The organism is Kiloniellales bacterium, from assembly GCA_030066685.1.
Classification (GTDB): domain Bacteria; phylum Pseudomonadota; class Alphaproteobacteria; order Kiloniellales; family JAKSBE01; genus JAKSBE01.
Genome location: JASJBF010000016.1, coordinates 50,308 through 67,996, shown reverse-complemented (window position 1 = coordinate 67,996; position 17,689 = coordinate 50,308). Strand labels below are relative to the sequence as shown.

Annotated in this window: 18 protein-coding genes; 10 read left to right on the top strand and 8 right to left on the bottom strand. The window is 68.2% G+C overall.

Features of this window, described 5'->3' with window-relative positions; genetic code table 11:
- The first annotated feature begins 52 nt into the window (after nucleotides 1–52).
- Genes QNJ30_10735 through QNJ30_10725 form a run of 3 tightly spaced genes read left to right on the top strand, consistent with a single transcriptional unit; the run spans nucleotide 53 to nucleotide 1,620 of the window.
- Complete coding sequence (locus QNJ30_10735; GenBank protein ID MDJ0943934.1) at nucleotides 53–373, top strand: metalloregulator ArsR/SmtB family transcription factor; 321 nt, start codon at nucleotides 53–55, stop codon at nucleotides 371–373.
- 30 nt (nucleotides 374–403) lie between these two features.
- Nucleotides 404–913, top strand: coding sequence for an arsenate reductase ArsC (locus QNJ30_10730; protein MDJ0943933.1), 510 nt, complete (start codon nucleotides 404–406; stop codon nucleotides 911–913).
- The gene (locus QNJ30_10725) at nucleotides 910–1,620 is read left to right on the top strand and encodes an MIP/aquaporin family protein (GenBank protein MDJ0943932.1); all 711 of its coding nucleotides are present in this window, start codon (nucleotides 910–912) and stop codon (nucleotides 1,618–1,620) included. Before QNJ30_10730 ends, QNJ30_10725 begins: the two co-directional genes overlap by 4 nt.
- Nucleotides 1,621–1,961: 341 nt before the next feature.
- Here QNJ30_10725 and QNJ30_10720 read toward each other — a convergent pair whose 3' ends face one another.
- Entirely contained in the window at nucleotides 1,962–2,960 is a 999-nt protein-coding gene (locus QNJ30_10720) for a glycosyltransferase family 1 protein (GenBank protein MDJ0943931.1), read from the bottom strand.
- Between the two features lie 49 nt (nucleotides 2,961–3,009).
- Nucleotides 3,010–3,798 carry a UDP-2,3-diacylglucosamine diphosphatase gene (locus QNJ30_10715; GenBank protein MDJ0943930.1) on the bottom strand — a complete coding sequence of 263 codons (789 nt, stop codon included), beginning with the start codon at nucleotides 3,796–3,798 and terminating at the stop codon, nucleotides 3,010–3,012.
- 315 nt (nucleotides 3,799–4,113) lie between these two features.
- Here QNJ30_10715 and QNJ30_10710 point away from each other — a divergent pair, with 315 nt between their 5' ends.
- The 5 genes from QNJ30_10710 (at nucleotide 4,114) to phnE (QNJ30_10690) (ending at nucleotide 8,658) form a co-directional block, all read left to right on the top strand.
- Nucleotides 4,114–5,025 (top strand): dihydrodipicolinate synthase family protein, encoded by a 912-nt coding sequence (locus QNJ30_10710; GenBank protein ID MDJ0943929.1) that lies wholly within the window; start codon nucleotides 4,114–4,116, stop codon nucleotides 5,023–5,025.
- Between the two features lie 140 nt (nucleotides 5,026–5,165).
- A complete protein-coding gene (phnD, locus tag QNJ30_10705) occupies nucleotides 5,166–6,149 on the top strand; it encodes a phosphate/phosphite/phosphonate ABC transporter substrate-binding protein (GenBank protein MDJ0943928.1) in 984 nt (327 codons plus the stop codon).
- 28 nt (nucleotides 6,150–6,177) lie between these two features.
- A complete protein-coding gene (gene phnC, locus QNJ30_10700) occupies nucleotides 6,178–7,023 on the top strand; it encodes a phosphonate ABC transporter ATP-binding protein (GenBank protein ID MDJ0943927.1) in 846 nt (281 codons plus the stop codon).
- Nucleotides 7,024–7,036: 13 nt separating this feature from the next.
- Nucleotides 7,037–7,843, top strand: a complete 807-nt coding sequence (phnE, locus tag QNJ30_10695) for a phosphonate ABC transporter, permease protein PhnE (protein ID MDJ0943926.1) — start codon at nucleotides 7,037–7,039, stop codon at nucleotides 7,841–7,843.
- The gene (phnE, locus tag QNJ30_10690) at nucleotides 7,843–8,658 is read left to right on the top strand and encodes a phosphonate ABC transporter, permease protein PhnE (protein ID MDJ0943925.1); all 816 of its coding nucleotides are present in this window, start codon (nucleotides 7,843–7,845) and stop codon (nucleotides 8,656–8,658) included. Before phnE (QNJ30_10695) ends, phnE (QNJ30_10690) begins: the two co-directional genes overlap by 1 nt.
- Nucleotides 8,659–8,670: 12 nt before the next feature.
- Here phnE (QNJ30_10690) and QNJ30_10685 read toward each other — a convergent pair whose 3' ends face one another.
- Nucleotides 8,671–9,294 (bottom strand): ABC transporter substrate-binding protein, encoded by a 624-nt coding sequence (locus tag QNJ30_10685; protein ID MDJ0943924.1) that lies wholly within the window; start codon nucleotides 9,292–9,294, stop codon nucleotides 8,671–8,673.
- Nucleotides 9,295–9,480: 186 nt separating this feature from the next.
- On the opposite strand from QNJ30_10685, the gene QNJ30_10680 reads away from it, so the two are divergent.
- Nucleotides 9,481–10,473 (top strand): NAD-dependent epimerase/dehydratase family protein, encoded by a 993-nt coding sequence (locus QNJ30_10680; GenBank protein ID MDJ0943923.1) that lies wholly within the window; start codon nucleotides 9,481–9,483, stop codon nucleotides 10,471–10,473.
- Between the two features lie 242 nt (nucleotides 10,474–10,715).
- Nucleotides 10,716–11,888 (top strand): adenosyl-hopene transferase HpnH, encoded by a 1,173-nt coding sequence (gene hpnH / locus QNJ30_10675; protein ID MDJ0943922.1) that lies wholly within the window; start codon nucleotides 10,716–10,718, stop codon nucleotides 11,886–11,888.
- Here hpnH and QNJ30_10670 read toward each other — a convergent pair.
- From QNJ30_10670 to hpnC, 5 genes are all read right to left on the bottom strand, one after another.
- The gene (locus QNJ30_10670) at nucleotides 11,841–12,539 is read right to left on the bottom strand and encodes a hypothetical protein (protein MDJ0943921.1); all 699 of its coding nucleotides are present in this window, start codon (nucleotides 12,537–12,539) and stop codon (nucleotides 11,841–11,843) included. The two genes, hpnH and QNJ30_10670, sit on opposite strands and share 48 nt — an antisense overlap.
- Nucleotides 12,536–14,470, bottom strand: coding sequence for a squalene--hopene cyclase (gene shc, locus QNJ30_10665; GenBank protein ID MDJ0943920.1), 1,935 nt, complete (start codon nucleotides 14,468–14,470; stop codon nucleotides 12,536–12,538). Before shc ends, QNJ30_10670 begins: the two co-directional genes overlap by 4 nt.
- A 99-nt stretch (nucleotides 14,471–14,569) precedes the next feature.
- Nucleotides 14,570–15,883 carry a hydroxysqualene dehydroxylase HpnE gene (gene hpnE / locus QNJ30_10660; GenBank protein ID MDJ0943919.1) on the bottom strand — a complete coding sequence of 438 codons (1,314 nt, stop codon included), beginning with the start codon at nucleotides 15,881–15,883 and terminating at the stop codon, nucleotides 14,570–14,572.
- Nucleotides 15,884–16,753 (bottom strand): presqualene diphosphate synthase HpnD, encoded by an 870-nt coding sequence (gene hpnD / locus QNJ30_10655; GenBank protein ID MDJ0943918.1) that lies wholly within the window; start codon nucleotides 16,751–16,753, stop codon nucleotides 15,884–15,886.
- A gap of 32 nt (nucleotides 16,754–16,785) precedes the next feature.
- On the bottom strand, nucleotides 16,786–17,685 hold the full coding sequence (gene hpnC / locus QNJ30_10650) for a squalene synthase HpnC (protein MDJ0943917.1): 900 nt from the start codon (nucleotides 17,683–17,685) through the stop codon (nucleotides 16,786–16,788).
- Nucleotides 17,686–17,689: the final 4 nt, after the last annotated feature.

The following is a 17,689-nucleotide window of genomic DNA, read 5'->3' as shown; positions in this document are numbered from 1 at the left end:
GTCTCGGCGACTTGACACGGCACAATATTTTGATAATTGTCAAAATATGGAAATGACATCCGCGGTCGCTGCCCTGGCGGCCTTGGCACAGGAGACCCGGCTCGCCGTGTTCCGCCTTCTGATCGAGGCTGGCCGGGGCGGCCTGCCGGCCGGGCTGATCGCCGCCCGCCTGGGGGTCGCGCCAGCCACGCTCTCCTTCCACCTGGGCCAGTTGGAGCGGGCCGGGCTGCTGGCGTCCCGGCGGAACGGACGGCAGATTCTCTATGCCGCCGACATCGAGGGGACGCGCCGGCTTCTGGCCTTCCTGACCGAAGACTGCTGCGGCGGCCGTCCGGAGCTCTGCGGCGATCTGGTCGGGGCGGAGCGCTGCTGAATTGGAAGAGGCAAAAGGGAAGGGATAGAGATGACGGAAAAGGTCTACGACGTTCTGTTCCTCTGCACCGGCAACTCGGCGCGAAGCATCCTCGCCGAATGTATTCTCAACCGGGAAGGCATGGGTCGCTTCAGGGGCTTCAGTGCTGGCAGCCAGCCGAAAGGAGAGGTGCACCCCTTCGCGATCGACCTTTTGCGCAACCAGAACTATCCGACCGCGGAGCTGCGCTCGAAGAGCTGGGACGAGTTCGCCGGGCCCGGGGCGCCGGAGCTGGACTTCGTCTTCACGGTCTGCGGCAACGCGGCCGGGGAGGTCTGTCCGGTCTGGCCTGGCCAGCCCATGACTGCGCATTGGGGCGTTCCCGATCCGGCCGCGTCCGAAGGCAGCGAGGCCGAGCGTCGGGCCGCCTTCGGCGAGGCCTTTCGCATGCTCTCCAACCGAATCAGCATCTTCGTGAACCTGCCGATCGCCTCGCTGGACAAGCTCACCCTGCAGAGCCGCCTGCGCGAGATCGGCGATCAGGACAAGGTGCCGTCGTGACCGAGGTCCGCGCCGTGGCCGCCGAGCGGGAGCCCGCCGAGGTCGCCGTCGATCTGCCGCGCCGCCTGGTCGCCGAGGGCCTGGGGACGGCCTTCCTGCTCGCGATCGTGGTCGGCTCCGGGATCATGGGCGACCGCCTGTCCGGCGGCAACGTGGCCATCGCCCTGCTGGCCAACGCGGTCGCGACTGGGGCCGGGCTGGCGGTCCTGATCCTGATCTTCGGCCCGCTCTCGGGCGCCCACTTCAACCCGGCGGTGACCCTGGCCTTCCTCTTGCGCCGCGAGATCGGCCTCGCGGACGCCCTGGCCTACCTGGTCGTGCAGGTTCTGGCCGCCGCCCTGGGGGTGATGGTCGCCCACGTCATGTTCGCCGAGCCGGTGCTCCAGGCCTCGACGACCCTGCGCAGCGGCGGGGCGCAGTGGGCCGCCGAGGTGGTGGCGACCTTCGGCCTGGTGGCGACGATCCTTGGCTGCCTGCGTGCCCGGCCGGAGGCGGTGCCCTACGCGGTCGGGCTCTATATCACCGCTGCCTACTGGTACACGGCCTCGACCTCCTTCGCCAATCCGGCCGTCACCCTGGGACGCACCCTGACCGACACCTTCTCGGGCATTGCGCCGGGCGACGCGCCGGCCTTCATCCTGGCGCAGGTCGTGGGCGCAGCGCTGGCCACCTGGGTCTTCGGCTGGCTGCGGGCGAAGCCGCGTTAGAGGGTCCGAAGGGCTCCGCCCGCCAGGTATTCGGCAAGTCTTGGATCGCGGCGACCAGTCCGGAAGAGACGCTGGCCGCCTGCCGAAAAACAAAACGCCCCGCTTTTCAGGGGGCGTTCGACCCGCGCCTTTGCGCGAAGGCCATTCATGTAATTGGTGAACCGACCGATCCCTATGGCTACCTTAATCTCATCACCACAGGAACCAGCCGTTCACCTATACCCATGCTACATGGGCAATGATCACAAGTAAACAAGCCTATGGTTAAAGCTTCATAAATGTCACATGAAGATTCCGGGTCAATCGACCGGAAGCAGCCGGTCGTCCGGGCCTTTGGACCGTTAAGGAAGTATGTGCAGGTTACTCGCAAATTGTTCGGCGCAGCGGGCCCAGGAGAAGCGGAGGGCGTGATCGCGGCAGGCTCCCGGCGACAGCTCGGCTGCGGCGCGGGCGGCCTTGCCGAGGTCGTCGTCCAGGCAGCCGACCGGCGCGCCGTCGATCACGTCCAAGGGCCCGGTGACCGGGTAGGCGGCGACCGGCAGGCCGGAGGCCAGGGCCTCCAGGAGCACAAGGCCGAAGGTGTCGGTCCGGCTCGGAAAGACGAAGACGTCGGCCGAGGCGTAGTGCCGGGCCAGGTCGTCGCCGACCTTGGCGCCGGTGAAATGGACCTGCGGGTAGCGCCGCTTCAGGGTCGGCAGCAGCGGGCCGTCGCCGACCACGACCTTGCTGCCCGGCAGTTCCAGGTCGAGGAAGGCCTCGAGGTTCTTCTCGACGGCGACCCGGCCGACGCAGATGAAGATCGGCCGCGGCAGGTCAAAGAGCGCCTCCTTCCGGGGACGGAACAGGTCGGTGTCGACCCCGCGGCTCCACTCGATCAGGTTCCGGAAGCCGCGGCGGGCCAGGTCCTGCTTAAGGCTTTGCGTGGCGACCATCACGCCGGCGGCGGGCCGATGGAAGCGGCGCAGCCAGGCGTAGCCCCAAGCGGTGGGGATCCCGAAGCGGGCCTGGACGTATTCGGGAAAGCGCGTGTGGAAAGAGGTCGTGAAGGCGTAGCCGCGCTTCAGGCAGTAGCGCCGAGCCGCCAGGCCGAGCGGGGCTTCGGTCGCGATGTGGATGGCGGCGGGCTGGAAGCTGTCGAGCATCCGGGTCAGCCGTCGCCGGGAAAACAGGGCCAGGCGGATCTCGGGATAGGTCGGACAGGGCAGGTTCGCGAAGAGGTCGGGCGAGACCACCTGGACCTCTCGCCCCAGAGCTTCCAGCTCCTGCTTCACGCGATGGAGGGTGCGCACCACTCCGTTGATCTGAGGGAACCAAGCATCGGTGACGATCGTCAGCCGCATCGTCGGAGCCAACCGCTGGCTTGGCCGTTCCAGCCGAAGGCTGGCTGCCTCACGCGGCTTCGAGCATCGAAAGGGCCCGCTTCTCGGCCCAATGGATCAGCTCCAAGCGGCCGTCCCTGTGCTCGACCAGCGCGGTGCAGCTCTCCACCCAGTCGCCGTCGTTGCAGTAGATGATGCCGTTCATCTCGCGCAGCTGGGCTTTGTGGATGTGCCCGCAGACCACGCCGTCGACGCCGCGCCGCCGGGCCTCGGCCGCGACCGCCTCCTCGTAGTTGTCGATGAACTTGACCGCGTTCTTGACCTTCGCCTTGAGATAGGCCGAGAGCGACCAGTAGGGAAAGCCGAGGCGCCGCCGGCCGAGGTTGTACCAGTGGTTCAGGGCCAGGGCCAAGGTGTAGGCCCAGTCGCCGAGCAGGGCCAGCCAGCGGGCGTACTTCACAATGCCGTCGAAGGCGTCGCCGTGGGTGACCAGCAGCCGCTTGCCGTCGGCGGTGACGTGGACGATGTCCTGCACGACCTCCAGGCCGCCGAAGTGCCGGCCGGTGTACTCGCGCAGGAACTCGTCGTGGTTGCCCGGGACGTAGATCAGCCGGGTGCCCTTGCGACCCTTGCGCAGCAGCTTCTGGACCACGTCGTTGTGGCTCTGGGGCCAGAACCAGGACTTGCGCAGGCGCCAGCCGTCGACGATGTCGCCGACCAGGTAGAGCTGGTCCGACTCGGTGTGGCGCAGGAAGTCGAGCAGGATCTCGGCCTTGCAACCGCGGGTGCCGAGATGGACGTCGGAGATCCAGATGGTGCGGTAGTGGGCTCTGGTCTCGCGCGTCTGAACCGCTGTCATTTCCATGGGACTCGACCACCGCCGAAGCTTCGATCCGGGGCTGCCATATCAATCCCCCGAAGTAAGGAAAAGGTAAAAATTCAAGGGTTTGGCCTGTGGGTAAAAGACTTCACCCGGCGGTAACCCAAGTGTAACGGCGGGGCCTTGGAGGCGCCGGTTCCGATGCCTCAGATCAAGGTGGCGGCGTGAAACTGGAGAGGGAAGCGATCACCGATCCGGGCCGCGGTAACGCCGTTGAAATCGAGGGCCGCGACAGGGCGACGGCTTCGTTGTACCCTCGCCCCGCGAAACCGAGGTCGTCGGGGGGAGGACGCGATGTTCGAGGATCAGGCTTTCTCAGGCGTGCTGGTGCCGGTGCTGACGCCCTACGACGCGGAGCTGGCGCCGGATGCGGGCCGCTTCGTGGCGCATTGCCGGGCCCTGCTGGACGAGGGGGCGACCGGCCTCGCGGTCTTCGGGACCACCAGCGAGGGCAACGCTCTGTCGGTCGACGAGAAGCTGCGCCTGCTCGAGGAGCTGGCCGCCGGCGTGTCGGCGGCGAAGCTCATGCCGGGCACCGGGTGCTGCGCGCTGCCCGATACCGTCGCCCTGACCGAGCGGGCGGTTCGGCTCGGCTGCGGCGGGGTGCTGCTGCTGCCGCCCTTCTACTACAAGGCGGTCGACGACGACGGCCTCTTCGCCTACGCGGCCGAGGTGATCGAGCGGGTCGGCGATCCCCGGCTCAAGGTCTACCTCTACCACATCCCGCCGGTGGCCCAGGTCGGCTGGTCCCTGCCGCTGATCGAGCGGCTGGTGGCGGCCTATCCCGAAACCGTCGTCGGCATCAAGGACAGCTCCGGCGACTGGGCGAACACCGAGGCGGTGCTCGGGGCCTTGCCGGGCTTCGGCACCTTCGTCGGCTCGGAGGCCTTCCTGCTGGACAATCTCAAGGGTGGCGGGGTCGGCTGCATCACGGCGACCGCCAACGTCACCGCGGCGGCGATTCGCGCGGTCTACGACAACTGGCGGGGCAGCGAGGCGGCGCGGCTCAACGACGAGATGGTCGCGCTGCGCAAGGCGATCCAGGCCTATCCGATGATCCCAGCCCTGAAGGAGATCATGGCCCAGCGCAACGGCGATCCCGCCTGGCGCCGGATCCGTCCTCCCCTGGCCGCCCTCGACGCCGAGCAGGCGGCCGGCTTGACCCGGGACCTGGCGCGCCTCGCCTTTCCGATGGCGGCCGAATAGGGCGCAGGACGGCCCCGGCTCTGTTCGTTTGCGTACGGGCGATCCGCGAACTAGTGTCAAAAATCAATGTCAGAACGAGCCCGCAAAGGGCCGCGCCGTCCGCAATCAGCGGCGGCGTTCAACAGGGAGGAGCGAGCTTCATGCTTCATTTGACGAGTCGTATGTCCGGCAGCCTTGCCGGTTTGGTGGTGCTGGGCCTGGCCCTGGGCGCGCAGCCCGTCCAGGCGCAGGAAGACTGCCCGCGGGGGACCCTCGACCAGCGCTACTGCGACCGCGACGGCGACCTGGTGGCCGACCTGCCCCTGGACGAGAGCAAGTGGGTCGATCCGGACACCGTCATCTTCTCGTATACGCCGGTCGAGGATCCGGCGGTCTACGCCAAGGTCTGGCAGAGCTTCATCGACCACATGTCGAAGGTCACCGGCCGCAAGGTGGTCTTCTTCCCGGTCCAGTCCTACGCCGCCCAGTACGAGGCGATGCGCTCCGGCCGGCTGCACGTGGCCGGGGTCAACACCGGCGGCAACCCGGTGGCCGTGAACTGCGCCGGCTTCGTGCCCTTCGCGATGATGGCCTCGGCCGACGGCTCCTTCGGGTACGAGATGGAAATCATCGTCCCGGCCGGCAGCCCCTTGCAGACGCCGGCCGACCTCAAGGGCAAGCAGCTGGCCTTCACCTCGCCGACCTCGAACTCCGGCTTCAAGGCGCCCTCGGCGCTGCTCAAGTCGGAGTTCGGCATGGTCGCCGACCAGGACTTCACCACCACCTTTTCCGGCAAGCACGACAATTCGATCCTGGGCGTCGCCAACAAGGACTACGAGGCGGCCGCGGTCGCCAACTCGGTCCTGAAGCGGATGATCGACCGCGAGGTCATCAAGGCCGAGCAGATCAATACGATCTACAGGTCGGCGACCTTCCCGACCACCGGCTACGGCCACGCCCACAACCTGCATCCGGCCCTGGTCGCCAAGATCAAGCAGGCCTTCTTCACCTTCGACTGGGAAGGCAGCGACCTGAAGCAGGAGTTCAAGAAGGAAGACCGCTTCGTCTCGATCCACCACAAGTCGGACTGGGACGTCATCCGCAAGATCGACGCGGCCAACGGCGTCTCCTACGACTGCCGCTGAACGGCGCCGGCGGCCGAGGAGGCGGGGCGTGCTGCGCCTGGAGGGGCTGACCAAGCGCTATCCGACGGGGGACCTGGCTCTGAAGGGCGTCGATCTTGAGATGCCCAAGGGCCAGGTCCTGGCCCTGATCGGCCCGTCTGGGGCCGGCAAGTCGACCCTGATCCGCTGCATCAACCGCCTGGTCGAGCCGAGCGGCGGCAAGGTCTGGCTGGACACGGTCGAGATCACCAGCCTGGGCGGCCGCGCCCTGCGCCGCCTGCGCCGCCAGATGGGCATGATCTTTCAGGAGTACGCCCTGGTCGAGCGCCTGACGGTGATGGAGAACGTGCTCTCGGGCCGCCTGGGCTACGTCGGCTTCTGGCGCAGCTACTTCCGGCGCTTCCCGCAGAGGGACATCGACGAGGCCTTCCGGCTCCTCGCACGGGTCGGGCTCGAGGACATGGTCGACAAGCGGGCCGACGAGCTCTCCGGCGGCCAGCGGCAACGGGTCGGGATCGCCCGGGCGCTGATCCAGGACCCTCAGCTGCTGCTGGTCGACGAGCCGACGGCCAGCCTCGACCCCAAGACCTCGCGGCAGATCATGCGCCTGATCTGCGAGCTCTGCGAGGAGCGGGCCCTGCCGGCGATCATCAACATCCATGACGTCCTGCTGGCCAAGATGTTCGCCCAGCGCATCGTCGGCCTGCAGCTCGGCGAGATCGTCTACGACGGCGGGCCACAGGGCCTGACCGACAAGGTCCTGACCCAGATCTACGGCGAGGAGGACTGGTCGTCGACGATCGGCAAGGACGGAGAGGACGACGAGGCCGAAGACACCACGGCGCACCACGACCTGCCGGAGCCCGACCGCGACCGGCTGGCGGGCATGACCTGATGGGCGCGCGGCCATGACCATGGCGACGGTGGCGGGGCGCCGCTGGCGGCCGCCGCCGCTGATCAAGCGCCGTTGGCTGCGCTGGACCCTGGGCCTCGGCGTCGCGCTCTATCTGGCGGCCGCCTTCGGCACCATCGAGGTCAACTGGTCGCGGGTCTACGACGGCCTGCCGCGCGGCCAGGCCTTCATCGCCGCCTTCTTCCCGCCGGACTTCACCTCGCGCTGGGAGGAGATCCTCGAGGGGATCAACGAAAGCCTCTGGATGACCGTGGCCTCGACGGTGGTCGGCATCCTGATTTCGGTGCCGGTCGGGCTGGGCGCGGCGCGCAACATCGCGCCGCTGCCGGTCTACTACGTCTGCCGGGGCATCATCGCCGTGTCGCGCAGCTTCCAGGAGGTCCTCCTGGCGATCTTCTTCGTCAAGCTCTTCGGCTTCGGGCCCTTCGCCGGCTTCGTTACCCTCAGCTTCGCCACCATCGGGTTCTTCGCCAAGCTGCTGGCCGAGGACATCGAGGACATGGACCCGACCCAGGCCGAGGCGGTGCGGGCGACCGGCGCCGGCTGGTTCCAGTGGCTGAACTACGCGGTCCAGCCGCAGGTCCTGCCCCGCTTCATCGGCCTGTCGCTCTACCGCTTCGACATCAACTTCCGGGAATCCGCGGTCGTCGGCATCGTCGGCGGCGGCGGGATCGGGGCGACCCTGAACACCGCCTTCGAGCGCTACGAGTTCGATTCGGCGGCGGCGATCCTGCTGGTCATCATCGCCATCGTCATGGCGATCGAGTACCTCTCCGGCTACGTCCGCAAGTGGGTGCAGTGATGCCGGTTCGCGAACAAGGCGGCCTCAAGGTCTGGCAGCGGCGCGAGCGCGGCCGGCAGCTTGCGATCTGGGCCGGCTGGCTGATCGGGATGATGGTCTTCCTCTACTGCTTCCAGCTGATCTCGGACAAGACGATCTGGTTCTTCGTCCTCGACGCCGGCACCCAGGCCGGCGACCTGGCGGACCGCATGGTTCCGCCGCGGTGGAGCTACATTGACCAGCTCTGGGTGCCGCTCTGGGACACCCTGAACATCGCCACGATCGGGACCGCGATGGCGATCGTCATCGCCGTTCCCGTCGCTTTCCTCGCCGCCCGCAACACCACGCCCAGCGTCGTCTTCCTGCGTCCCATCGCGCTGTTCATCATCGTTGCCTCGCGCTCGATCAACTCGCTGATCTGGGCGCTGCTGCTGGTCGCCATCGTCGGGCCGGGCGAGTTCGCTGGGATCATCGCGATCGGCTTCCGTTCCATCGGCTTCGTCGCCAAGCTGCTTTACGAGGCGATCGAGGAGATCGATCCGGGCCAGGTCGAGGCGGTCACCGCGACCGGCGCGGCGAAGCCGCAGGTCCTGGCCTACGGCATCGTGCCGCAGATCGCCCCCGCCTTCGCCGGAATCTCGGTGTTCCGCTGGGACATCAACATCCGGGAATCGACGATCCTCGGCCTGGTCGGCGCCGGTGGCATCGGGATCCAGCTGAACGCCTCGGTGATGGAGCTGGCCTGGAGCAAGGTCAGCGTGATCCTGATCGCGATCCTCTTGACGGTCGTGGTCAGCGAATGGGTCTCCGCCCGGATCCGTCACGCGATCATCTGAGGTGGAGCGGCCTTATCCCTGGTCGCCTGACTGGCCGGAGGCCAGCTCGGCAATCTTCCGCTCGAGGCTGGTGATCAGGGCGTCGAAGCCCTCGCGGCTGATGACCGAGGTGTATTCCGCGCGCTTTGTCGCCACCTCGCTGAACTTGGCGTCCAGGTGGACATCGACCGCACGCCAGCCCGCCTCGAACTTGCGCATCAGGTAGTGCAGGGGAATGATCTCGCCGTCGGCCTTGACCAGCTGGTTGCGTACCAGAACGGACTGCCGCAGGCCTTCCTCCTCGCCGAGGACTTCCATCTTCTCCCCGGAGTAGCCGTCGAAGCGGGCGGCGAAGGTCGCGATGCTCATGCGCGAGAAGGCATCGACCAGCCGATCGCGCTGTTCGGCGGAGAGCTTGGACCAATGCCGGCCGACCGAGACCCGAGCCATGACCGGAAAGTTGAAGGTTTCGCTGAGGACCGGGGCCAGGCGCTGGTAGCGCCCCGTGTAGCCGAGCTGCGCTGCGTTCTTCATGGCGTCCAGCAGGGCCGCGTTCAGCCGCGCGACCGCCGCGCTCGGCCCGGTCGAATCGCCGGCCGCCGCAGGGGAGCCGAGGGTGAAGAGAAGTGTCAGGATGACAACGAGGAAACGCGACACAATATCTCCTCTGGCGCGGGTTTCGGCTGGGCAGTAAGCTCTCGTTCGGATGTCGTGCGCACCCGTTTTTCCCTCGCGCATTAGGTCGTACCTTTCGGCTTACAAGTCAATGTGGTGTCGTCAGAATCCGCCGTCGTCCCAGGAATCCCTGCAGGCTCTGGCCGGATCAGGAGGGGAGGCTCAGTCTTGACCGTCGTCGTTACCGGGGCCACCGGCTTCGTCGGCTCGTCCGTGGTTCGCAGCTTGTTGAAGCGCGGCGAGACCGTGCGCGTGATGGCCCGCGCCGGGAGCGACCGGCGCAACCTCGAAGGCCTTGATATCGAAGTCGTCGAGGCAGACCTCCTGGATCCGCCGTCGCTGTCGACCTTGGTTGCCGGCGCCCGCGGGCTCTATCACCTGGCGGCCGACTACCGCCTCTGGTCGCGCCGGCCGGACGAGATCTACCAGGCCAACCTGGAGGGGACCCGCAACCTCCTGCGCGCGGCGGCCAACGCCGGCGTGGAGCGAATCGTCTACACCAGCTCGGTCGCGACCCTCGGCATCCACAGGGATGGTACGCCGGCCGACGAGGAGACGCCGTCAAACCTCAAGGACATGATCGGGCACTACAAGCGCTCCAAGTTCCTGGCCGAAGAGGCGGTCAATGAGCTGATCGCCGAGGCCGGCCTGCCCATCGTCATCGTCAACCCCTCGACGCCGATCGGGCCGCGCGACGTCAAGCCGACCCCGACCGGGCGCATGATCGTCGAGGCCGCCGCCGGGCGCATGCCGGCCTTCGTCGACACCGGCCTCAACGTGGTCCATGTGGACGATGTCGCCGAGGGCCATCTCCTGGCCTATGACATCGGTCAGATCGGCGAGCGATATATCCTGGGCGGGACCAACATGACCCTGGCCGAGATCCTGGAGGGCATTGCTCAGCTGACCGGCGGCAAGGCCCCGCGGGTCAAGCTGCCGCACAGCGTGGTCATGCCGATCGCGGCGGCCTCCGAAGCCTGGTCGCGGCTGCGCCCAAACGGCACCCCCTTCGTGACGATCGAAGGCGTCCGCATGGCGCGTAAACGGATGTTCTTTTCCAGCGCCAAGGCCATCTCCGACCTGGGCTATCGCTTTCGGCCCTGGGAGGAGGCGCTGGCCGACTCCATCGAATGGTTCAGGCGGGGCGGCTATCTGCAATAGCTCCGGCGCCGAACCTGCCGGCCCACTACGGGGGCGAAGGCTGTGGCCGAGGGATCACGCCTCGCAAGTTCTTTCGCGCCGTTCGGCCTTCTGCGTCTGCTTGGCCTTGAAGCCGGGCTGCGGAAGGGGCATTTTTACCGCGACGCCGCGCTAAATGCGTCTGATTCGCAACTCTGCGCCGGCCGCCTCGGGCCGGACGGAGGCTTGAGCGCTCGCAGTTCACGGATGAGAGGGTCCAGACCTTGCCGATTCCCCTGAGACAGCAGATCCGCGTCGGTGCCTATATCCTCAAGCAGCGCCTGACCGGACGGAAGCGCTATCCCCTGGTGCTGATGCTGGAGCCGCTGTTCCGCTGCAACCTGGCCTGTCCGGGCTGCGGCAAGATCGACTATCCGGACGCCATCCTCAACAAGCGCCTCTCGGTCGAGGACTGCATCCAGGCGGCCGAGGAGTGCGGCGCGCCCATGGTCTCGATTCCCGGCGGCGAGCCCTTGCTGCACAAGGAGATCGGCGAGATCGTCTCGGAGCTGATCAAGCGCAAGCGCTTCGTCTACCTCTGCACCAACGCGCTGCTGCTGGAGAAGAAGCTCCACCTCTTCAAGCCGAGCCCCTATCTGACCTTCTCCATCCATCTCGACGGCCTGGAGGAGGAGCACGACCACGCGGTCGACCAGAAGGGCGTCTTCCAGCGCGCGATCAAGGCGATCAAGGCGGTCAAGGCCAAGGGCTTCCGCGTCAACGTCAACTCGACGCTGTTCAACAACGCGGAGCCGGACAAGGTCGCCGAGTTCTTCGATTATGTGACCGACGAGCTCAAGGTCGACGGGATCACGGTCTCGCCGGGCTATGCCTACGAGCGGGCGCCGGACCAGGAGCATTTCCTGACTCGCGAGCGGACCAAGAACCTCTTCCGCGACGTCTTCCGACGCGGCGAGGGCAAGAACTGGGACTTCAGCCAGTCGACCCTGTTCCTCGACTTCCTGGCCGGCAACCAAACCTACGAGTGCACGCCCTGGGGCAACCCGACCCGCAACATCTTCGGCTGGCAGCGGCCCTGCTACCTGCTCAACGAGGGCTATGCCGCCTCCTTCACGGAGCTGATGGAGTCGACCGACTGGGACGGCTACGGGACCGGCAACTACGAGAAGTGCGCCAACTGCATGGTCCACTGCGGTTACGAGGCGACGGCGGTGACCGACACCCTCAACAACCCGCTCAAGGCCTGGAAGCTGTCTCGCAAGGGCATCGACACCGAGGGCCCGATGGCGCCGGAGATCCCGCTCGACAAGCAGCGGCCGGCGGAGTTCGTCTTCGATGCCCTGGTCCGCGAGGCGGTCGAGGAGATCCACGCCCCCGCGGCGGGGTCTTCAGAGCGGCAGCCCGAGCCGCGGGCAAAGGCGGACAGCGCGGCCTAGGGCGTTCAGCGCGCGCCGGGTCTCGGCACCGAGCCGGATCGCCGCTGGGATTTCCCAGGGCCGGCGGCAGAGGGCCACGACTGCGGTCCCAAGCCTGACCCGGCCGTCGGGACCGGTGGCCGCCATGGCCCAGGACGGCAGGGCCCGTCCGGCGGGATCGGCGATGCTCCGCAGCACCAGGAAGGGCAGCCCGGCCGCCAGGGCGGCAGTCGCCACCGCATGGCTCTCCATGTCCACCGCCAGGGCGCCATGGCGCGCGAAGAGGGCAGCTTTCGCGTCGGGCGTGGTCACCGTCTCCGCGCTTCCCAGAAGGGGCTCCGCGAGGGCCGTGAGGCCTTGTTCCTCAAGGCAGGCACCGAGATTGTCACGCCACCGCGGGTCGGTCTCGGCCTGTTGGCCATCCGGGCAGATCACGGTCGGGGGCAGGATCAAGGCACCCGGGCGAAGTGCCGGTGACAGCGCGCCGGCGATGCCGAAGGACAAGAGCGCCCCGGCGCCCTCGGCGATCAGCCGTAGGGCGGATTCGGCGGCGCGGTCGCTGTCGGCGCCCGAGATCGCCAGCAGGGAAGCCGGCCCTTCGCCCAGCGGCTCGGCAGGAGCGATGATCTCGGCCTCTGCGGCGAGGCCGACGACCACGCCCAGCCGGGTCACATGCCGTACCTGACGCTGCGCTCGTTGGCCTGGCGGAGGTTGCGGTAGCGGGCCAGGGCCCAGAGCGGGAAGTAGGCGCTGTAGCCGTCGTAGCGGATGTAAAAGACCCGCGGGAAGCCGGTGCCCGTGTAGTGGTCTTCCTGCCACTTCGCACCCTCGCGCGGCAGGTTCAGCAGGTAGTTGACGCCGCGCTCGACCGCTGGGCTGTCGACCTCACCTGCGGCCATCAGGGCGAGCAGGGCCCAGGAGGTCTGCGACGGCGTGCTGGCCTTGACCTCCTTGCGTCGCTCGAGCCAGTAAGTCGCGCAGTCCTCGCCCCAGCCGCCGTCTTCCCGCTGCACGGTTTCGAGATATTCGACCGCCTTGCGGATGTGCGGGGCCTGCATGTCCTCGCCGGCGATGTTGAAGGCGCAGAGCGCCGACCAGGTGCCGTAGACGTAGTTGATGCCCCAGCGGCCGTACCAGGAGCCGTCCTCCTCCTGCTCGCTGCGCAGGTACGCTAGGCCGCGGGCGACAACCGGATGGTTCCGGTCGTAGCCGAGCTGGCACAGCATCGAGATGCAGCGCGCGGTGACGTCCACCGTCGGCGGATCGAGCAAGGCGCCGTGGTCGGCGAAGGGGATGTAGTTCAGATAGTCGCAGGTGTTGTCGGCGTCGAAAGAGCCCCAGCCGCCGTTGCGGCTCTGCATGCCTTCGATCCAGACCGCGGCCCGCTCGACGGCGGCGTGGTGATTGGGGGTCTTGGCCCGGTCCAGGGCGGCGACCACGACCGCGGTGTCGTCGACATCGGGATAGTGGTCGTTGCGGTACTCGAAGGCCCAGCCGCTGGGCGCTAGGTCGGGACGCTGCCAGGCCCAGTCGCCCTTGACCTCGGTGATCTCGCGGTCCAGCAGCCACTGGTAGGCCTTGCGCATGGCGCCGCCGTCCGGGTCTTCGCCGGCCTCGAGCAGGGCGTGGGCGGCCAGGCAGGTGTCCCAGATCGGCGAGAGGCAGGGCTGGCAATAGGCCTCGTCCTCGCGCACCACCAGCATCTTCTCGATGGCGTCGCGGGCAGTCGCGAAGTCGGCGTCGTCGCGCGGATAGCCCAGGGCCTCGAAGGCCATGACCGCGTTGGCCATAGCCGGGAAGATGCCGCCCAGGCCGTCCTCGCCGTTGAGCCGCGGCTTGATGAAGTCGACGGCCTTGTCGATGGCCAGCGCGCGGCTTTTCTTCGGGAATAGGGGCTCGACCGCGCGCAGCACCTTGTCGATCCCGACGAAGACCGAGCCCAGCGCCTTGCCGGTGGCGTTCATCTTGTAGTCCTCGTCCTCCGGGTCCTGGAGGAAGAGCTCGCGGATGTCGACGCCCTTGGGGTTCTTGGCCTTGGGCTTCAGGGCCATCAGCACCAGCAGCGGCGCGATCACCGTCCGCGACCAGTAGGACACCTTCGAGAGGTGGAAGGGGAACCACTGCGGCAGCAGCATGATCTCGACCGGCATGACCGGCACCGCCCGCCAAGGCACCTGGCCGAAGAGCGCCAGGGTGATGCGGGTGAAGACGTTGGCCTTGGCCGCCCCGCCCCGGGCCAGGAGCGCCTCACGCGCCCGCACCATGTGCGGCGTCTCGGGGTCGTCGCCGGCCAACTTCAGAGCGTAGTAGGCTTTGACCGTGGCGGAGACGTCCAGGTCGCCGTCGAAGAACAGCGGCCAACCGCCGTGTTCACCCTGAATGCGACGCAGATAGACGGCGATCTTCGCCTGCAACGCTTCGTCGACGCTTCCGAGGAAATGCTGCAACAGCAGATATTCCGACGGAATGGTCGCGTCCGCCTCGAACTCGAAGATCCAGTGGCCGTCGTCGCGTTGCCGCTTCAACAGCTCTTCCTTGGCGTCTTCGATGACTGATTCGAGGTTTGGGGATTCCGGTTCGATGACTCGGGCGTGGGAATCCATTGTGTGTCGACTTCCCCACTTTGTTCCTGGTAACTGCCCGCCGCGCGAGAAGGTAGAGCAGGCCGCGTTTCAGTGCAATAGCGTGAATTGGCAAGATTCTTAAGGGTTTGCAAGTTTTTTTGCTGCGGCTTGCCCCGAGCGGATGGCGCCTTCGATGGTTGCGGGGAAGCCGGTGTCGGTCCAATCCCCTGCGAGAAAGGCATTGCGCCAGCGCGTGGTGGGGCCCGGTCGGTGCGCCGCGGCCTCGGGTGTCTGGGCGAAGGTGGCGCGCTTTTCCTTGATGATGCGAATCGGCGGGACCTCGGCCGGGTCGAGCTCCAGCGCCTTGGCGGTGTCCTGCCAAAGGCGCGCGGCCACGGTCTCGTTGGGCAGCCCGGCGAGCTCTTCGGCGGCGCTCACGGTCAGGCTGACCACGTCGCCGCGCAGGAAGAGCCACTGCGCCGTGCCGCCGATCAGGCCGAGCACCGGCCCGCCTTCGGGCAGGCCGACCGGATGCGGCAGGCGGATGTGGCCGTTGACGATCGGGCGCGTCTCCAGCGGCGCGTCGAGCTCCGGCAGCAAGGCCTTGGCGCCGGGCGCGGGCAGGGCGATCACGAGAGAGTCCTGGGGACCGAGGCTGAGCCGCTGCGTCCCGAAGTCGAGCGCCGTGACGCGCACGCCGTCATCCTCGATCGAACGGAGCCGCCGGTTGAACAGGATCTCGGCGCCGCGGGCCCGGAGATGGGCCAGGGCGGGCGCGACGAAGCTGTCGGAGAGTCCCTGCTTCGCGATCAGCGGTCGGCAGGCCGCCGCGCCGCGGGCGAAGGTCTCCATCACCACAGCCCGCAGCAGCCGCGCCGAGGCCTCCTCGGGGGCGGTGTTCAGGGCGGCGACCGTCAGCGGCTCCCAGAAGCGCTCCCACAGCGGGCCCTCGGCGGCGATGCGGTCGGTCACCGTGTCCCGGTCATTGGCACGGAGGATCGCCAGGCCCCTGAGATAGTCGCCGAGGCGGCTGCCCGGAACGCGCCGCCGGGCGGAGAGGATCCACCAGGGCAGCGGCCCGTCGTTCGGGCGCAGGGTCCAGCGCTCGCCGCTGCGCAGGTCGAGGAAGGGAAAGACCGCCTCCGCCGGCCCGACCAGGCTGTCGCCGGCGCCGATGGTGTCGAGGAAGCCCAGCGCCGCCCGGTTGGCCGAGAGCAGGAGGTGGTTGCCGTTGTCGATCGGCCGATCGAGGCTCTGGTCGAAGAGCGAACGGCAGCGCCCGCCGGCCTGCCCGGCGGCGTCGTAGAGGCTGACCGCGCGGCCCCGCTCGGCCAGGGCGACTGCGCAGGCGAGGCCGGCCAAGCCGGCGCCGACGACGTGGCAGCGGCCGCCGGCGTCGGCTCCGGGGGCTTGCGCCAAAGGCGCGGTCGCCGTGGCGGTCGCGGCCATCATCTAGAGCATGCCATGGCGGACGGCGATCCAGAGCTTTTCCAGCTTCGGGACCTTGACCGGCACCTCGGGCGACGTCCAGCCGCGCGCCTCCAGCTTCTGGAGGATGCGGTCGTAGACCTCCATCATCAGGATCGCCGGCTTCAGGTGCTGCCGGTCGCAGCGGGCGATCAGGGCGCGGGAGCGCTCGAAACGCTCGCGCGCCGTGCGGGACAGCTCGGCCGCGACCGCCGGCAGCGCCGGATGGTGAAGCACCTCGGCGGGGTCGCGCGAGGCGATCCCGTGCTTGTCCAGCAGCTCGCGCGGCAGGTAGAGCCGGCCGCGCGCCGCGTCCTCGGCGATGTCGCGCAGGATGTTGGTCAGCTGCAGCGCCTCGCCCAAGGTGACGGCCAGCTCCTCGGCCTCGCGCTCCAGGGCGCCGAAGACCTTGATCGACAGCATACCGACCGCGCCGGCAACCCGCCGGCAGTAGCAGCGGAGGTCTTCCAGGCTTGGGCCGTTCAGGCCTTCGCCCACGTCCATCTCCATGCCGTCGATCAGGGCGATGAACTCCTGGCGGGGCAGGGCGAAGCTGCGCACCGGCTCGAGCAGCGCGAGGGCGGTCGGGTAGGTCGGGTGGCCGGCGTAGAGTCGCTCGATCTCTTCGCGCCAGGCGGCGAGGCGGGCGTGCTTCTCGTCTTCGGGGCCTTCCTCGTCGGCGATGTCGTCGACCTCGCGGCAGAAGGCGTAGATCGCGAACATGCCCCGGCGCCGCGCCTCCGGCAGGATGCGCATGCCCCAGAGGAAGGAGGTCGCGGACTCCTCGACGACCTGGCGCGCGTGGGCGCGCGCAGCCTCCAAATCGGTGCTGGTCAAGGTATCGGCCTTGGGCATGCCTTCGGACCCCCGGAGCGGCGTCCCCTGAACTACCCGCGCTCGCCTGCCGGCTGCAAGCGTTTTGCGCTGGGGCGCAGCCGGCCGAGGATCTCGCCGAGGGCGCCACGCAGGCCGCACCAAAGAAAGGCCGGCTTGCTCAGCTCGACGCGCTCGGCCACCGGATCGCGCTGCCGCAACTGGACGGTCAGCGCCTCGGCGATGCGGACGATGACCGCCGACTCCATCCCGAGGTGCAGGCTGTCCAGGCGGGCGGGCAGCTCGCTGGCCTGCCGGACCAGGATCTCGGTGCCGTCCAGGCAGCGGTCGATGACCCGGCGCAGCCCCGGGCTCGCGGCGTCGCCGTCCAAGGCCTCGACCGTCACCCCGGCCTCGGCCATCCAGTCCCCCGGCAGGTAGACGCGGTCAAGGTTCAGGTAGTCGTCCTGGCAGTCCTGCAGGTGGTTGAGCACCTGCAAGGCGCTGCAGAGCGCATCGGAGGCGGGATAGCCCTCCGGGCTTTCGCCATGCAGATCGAGCAGATAGCGCCCGACCGGATTCGCCGAGCGGTCGCAGTAGTCCAGGAGGTCGGCCCAGTCGTCGTAGCGCAGCTTGACCGCGTCCTGCTGGAAGGCGGAGATCAGGTCCAGGCAGTGCTTGGTGGTGATGTCGGTCTCGAGCAGGCTCTGGCGCATGCGTTCCGCCGTCGCCAGGGCGGGCACGCCGGACTCGCGGCCCTCGATCGCGGCGGCCATGCGGTCGAGGCGCGCGACCTTGTCCTCCGGCGCGAGCTCCGGGTTGTCGGCGATGTCGTCGATGGCCCGGGCGTAGGCGTAGAAGACCGCGATGTGCGGGCGCAGGTGCCGGGGCAGCAGGAAGGAGCCGACCGGGAAGTTCTCGTCGCCGGCGCCCTTGCCCGAGGGCGTTTCGACCTGGCCTGGGGAATCGGTCATGGCG

Bases quoted from the DNA above. Each gene is read 5' to 3' on its own strand.
- QNJ30_10735 (MDJ0943934.1), top strand. From the start codon at position 53: ATGACATCCGCGGTCGCTGCCCTGGCGGCCTTGGCACAGGAGACCCGG.
- QNJ30_10730 (MDJ0943933.1), top strand. From the start codon at position 404: ATGACGGAAAAGGTCTACGACGTTCTGTTCCTCTGCACCGGCAACTCG.
- QNJ30_10720 (MDJ0943931.1), bottom strand. From the start codon at position 2,960: ATGCGGCTGACGATCGTCACCGATGCTTGGTTCCCTCAGATCAACGGA.
- QNJ30_10715 (MDJ0943930.1), bottom strand. From the start codon at position 3,798: ATGACAGCGGTTCAGACGCGCGAGACCAGAGCCCACTACCGCACCATC.
- QNJ30_10710 (MDJ0943929.1), top strand. From the start codon at position 4,114: ATGTTCGAGGATCAGGCTTTCTCAGGCGTGCTGGTGCCGGTGCTGACG.
- phnD (MDJ0943928.1), top strand. From the start codon at position 5,166: ATGCTTCATTTGACGAGTCGTATGTCCGGCAGCCTTGCCGGTTTGGTG.
- phnE (MDJ0943926.1), top strand. From the start codon at position 7,037: ATGACCATGGCGACGGTGGCGGGGCGCCGCTGGCGGCCGCCGCCGCTG.
- phnE (MDJ0943925.1), top strand. From the start codon at position 7,843: ATGCCGGTTCGCGAACAAGGCGGCCTCAAGGTCTGGCAGCGGCGCGAG.
- shc (MDJ0943920.1), bottom strand. From the start codon at position 14,470: ATGGATTCCCACGCCCGAGTCATCGAACCGGAATCCCCAAACCTCGAA.
- hpnE (MDJ0943919.1), bottom strand. From the start codon at position 15,883: ATGATGGCCGCGACCGCCACGGCGACCGCGCCTTTGGCGCAAGCCCCC.
- hpnD (MDJ0943918.1), bottom strand. From the start codon at position 16,753: ATGCCCAAGGCCGATACCTTGACCAGCACCGATTTGGAGGCTGCGCGC.
- hpnC (MDJ0943917.1), bottom strand. From the start codon at position 17,685: ATGACCGATTCCCCAGGCCAGGTCGAAACGCCCTCGGGCAAGGGCGCC.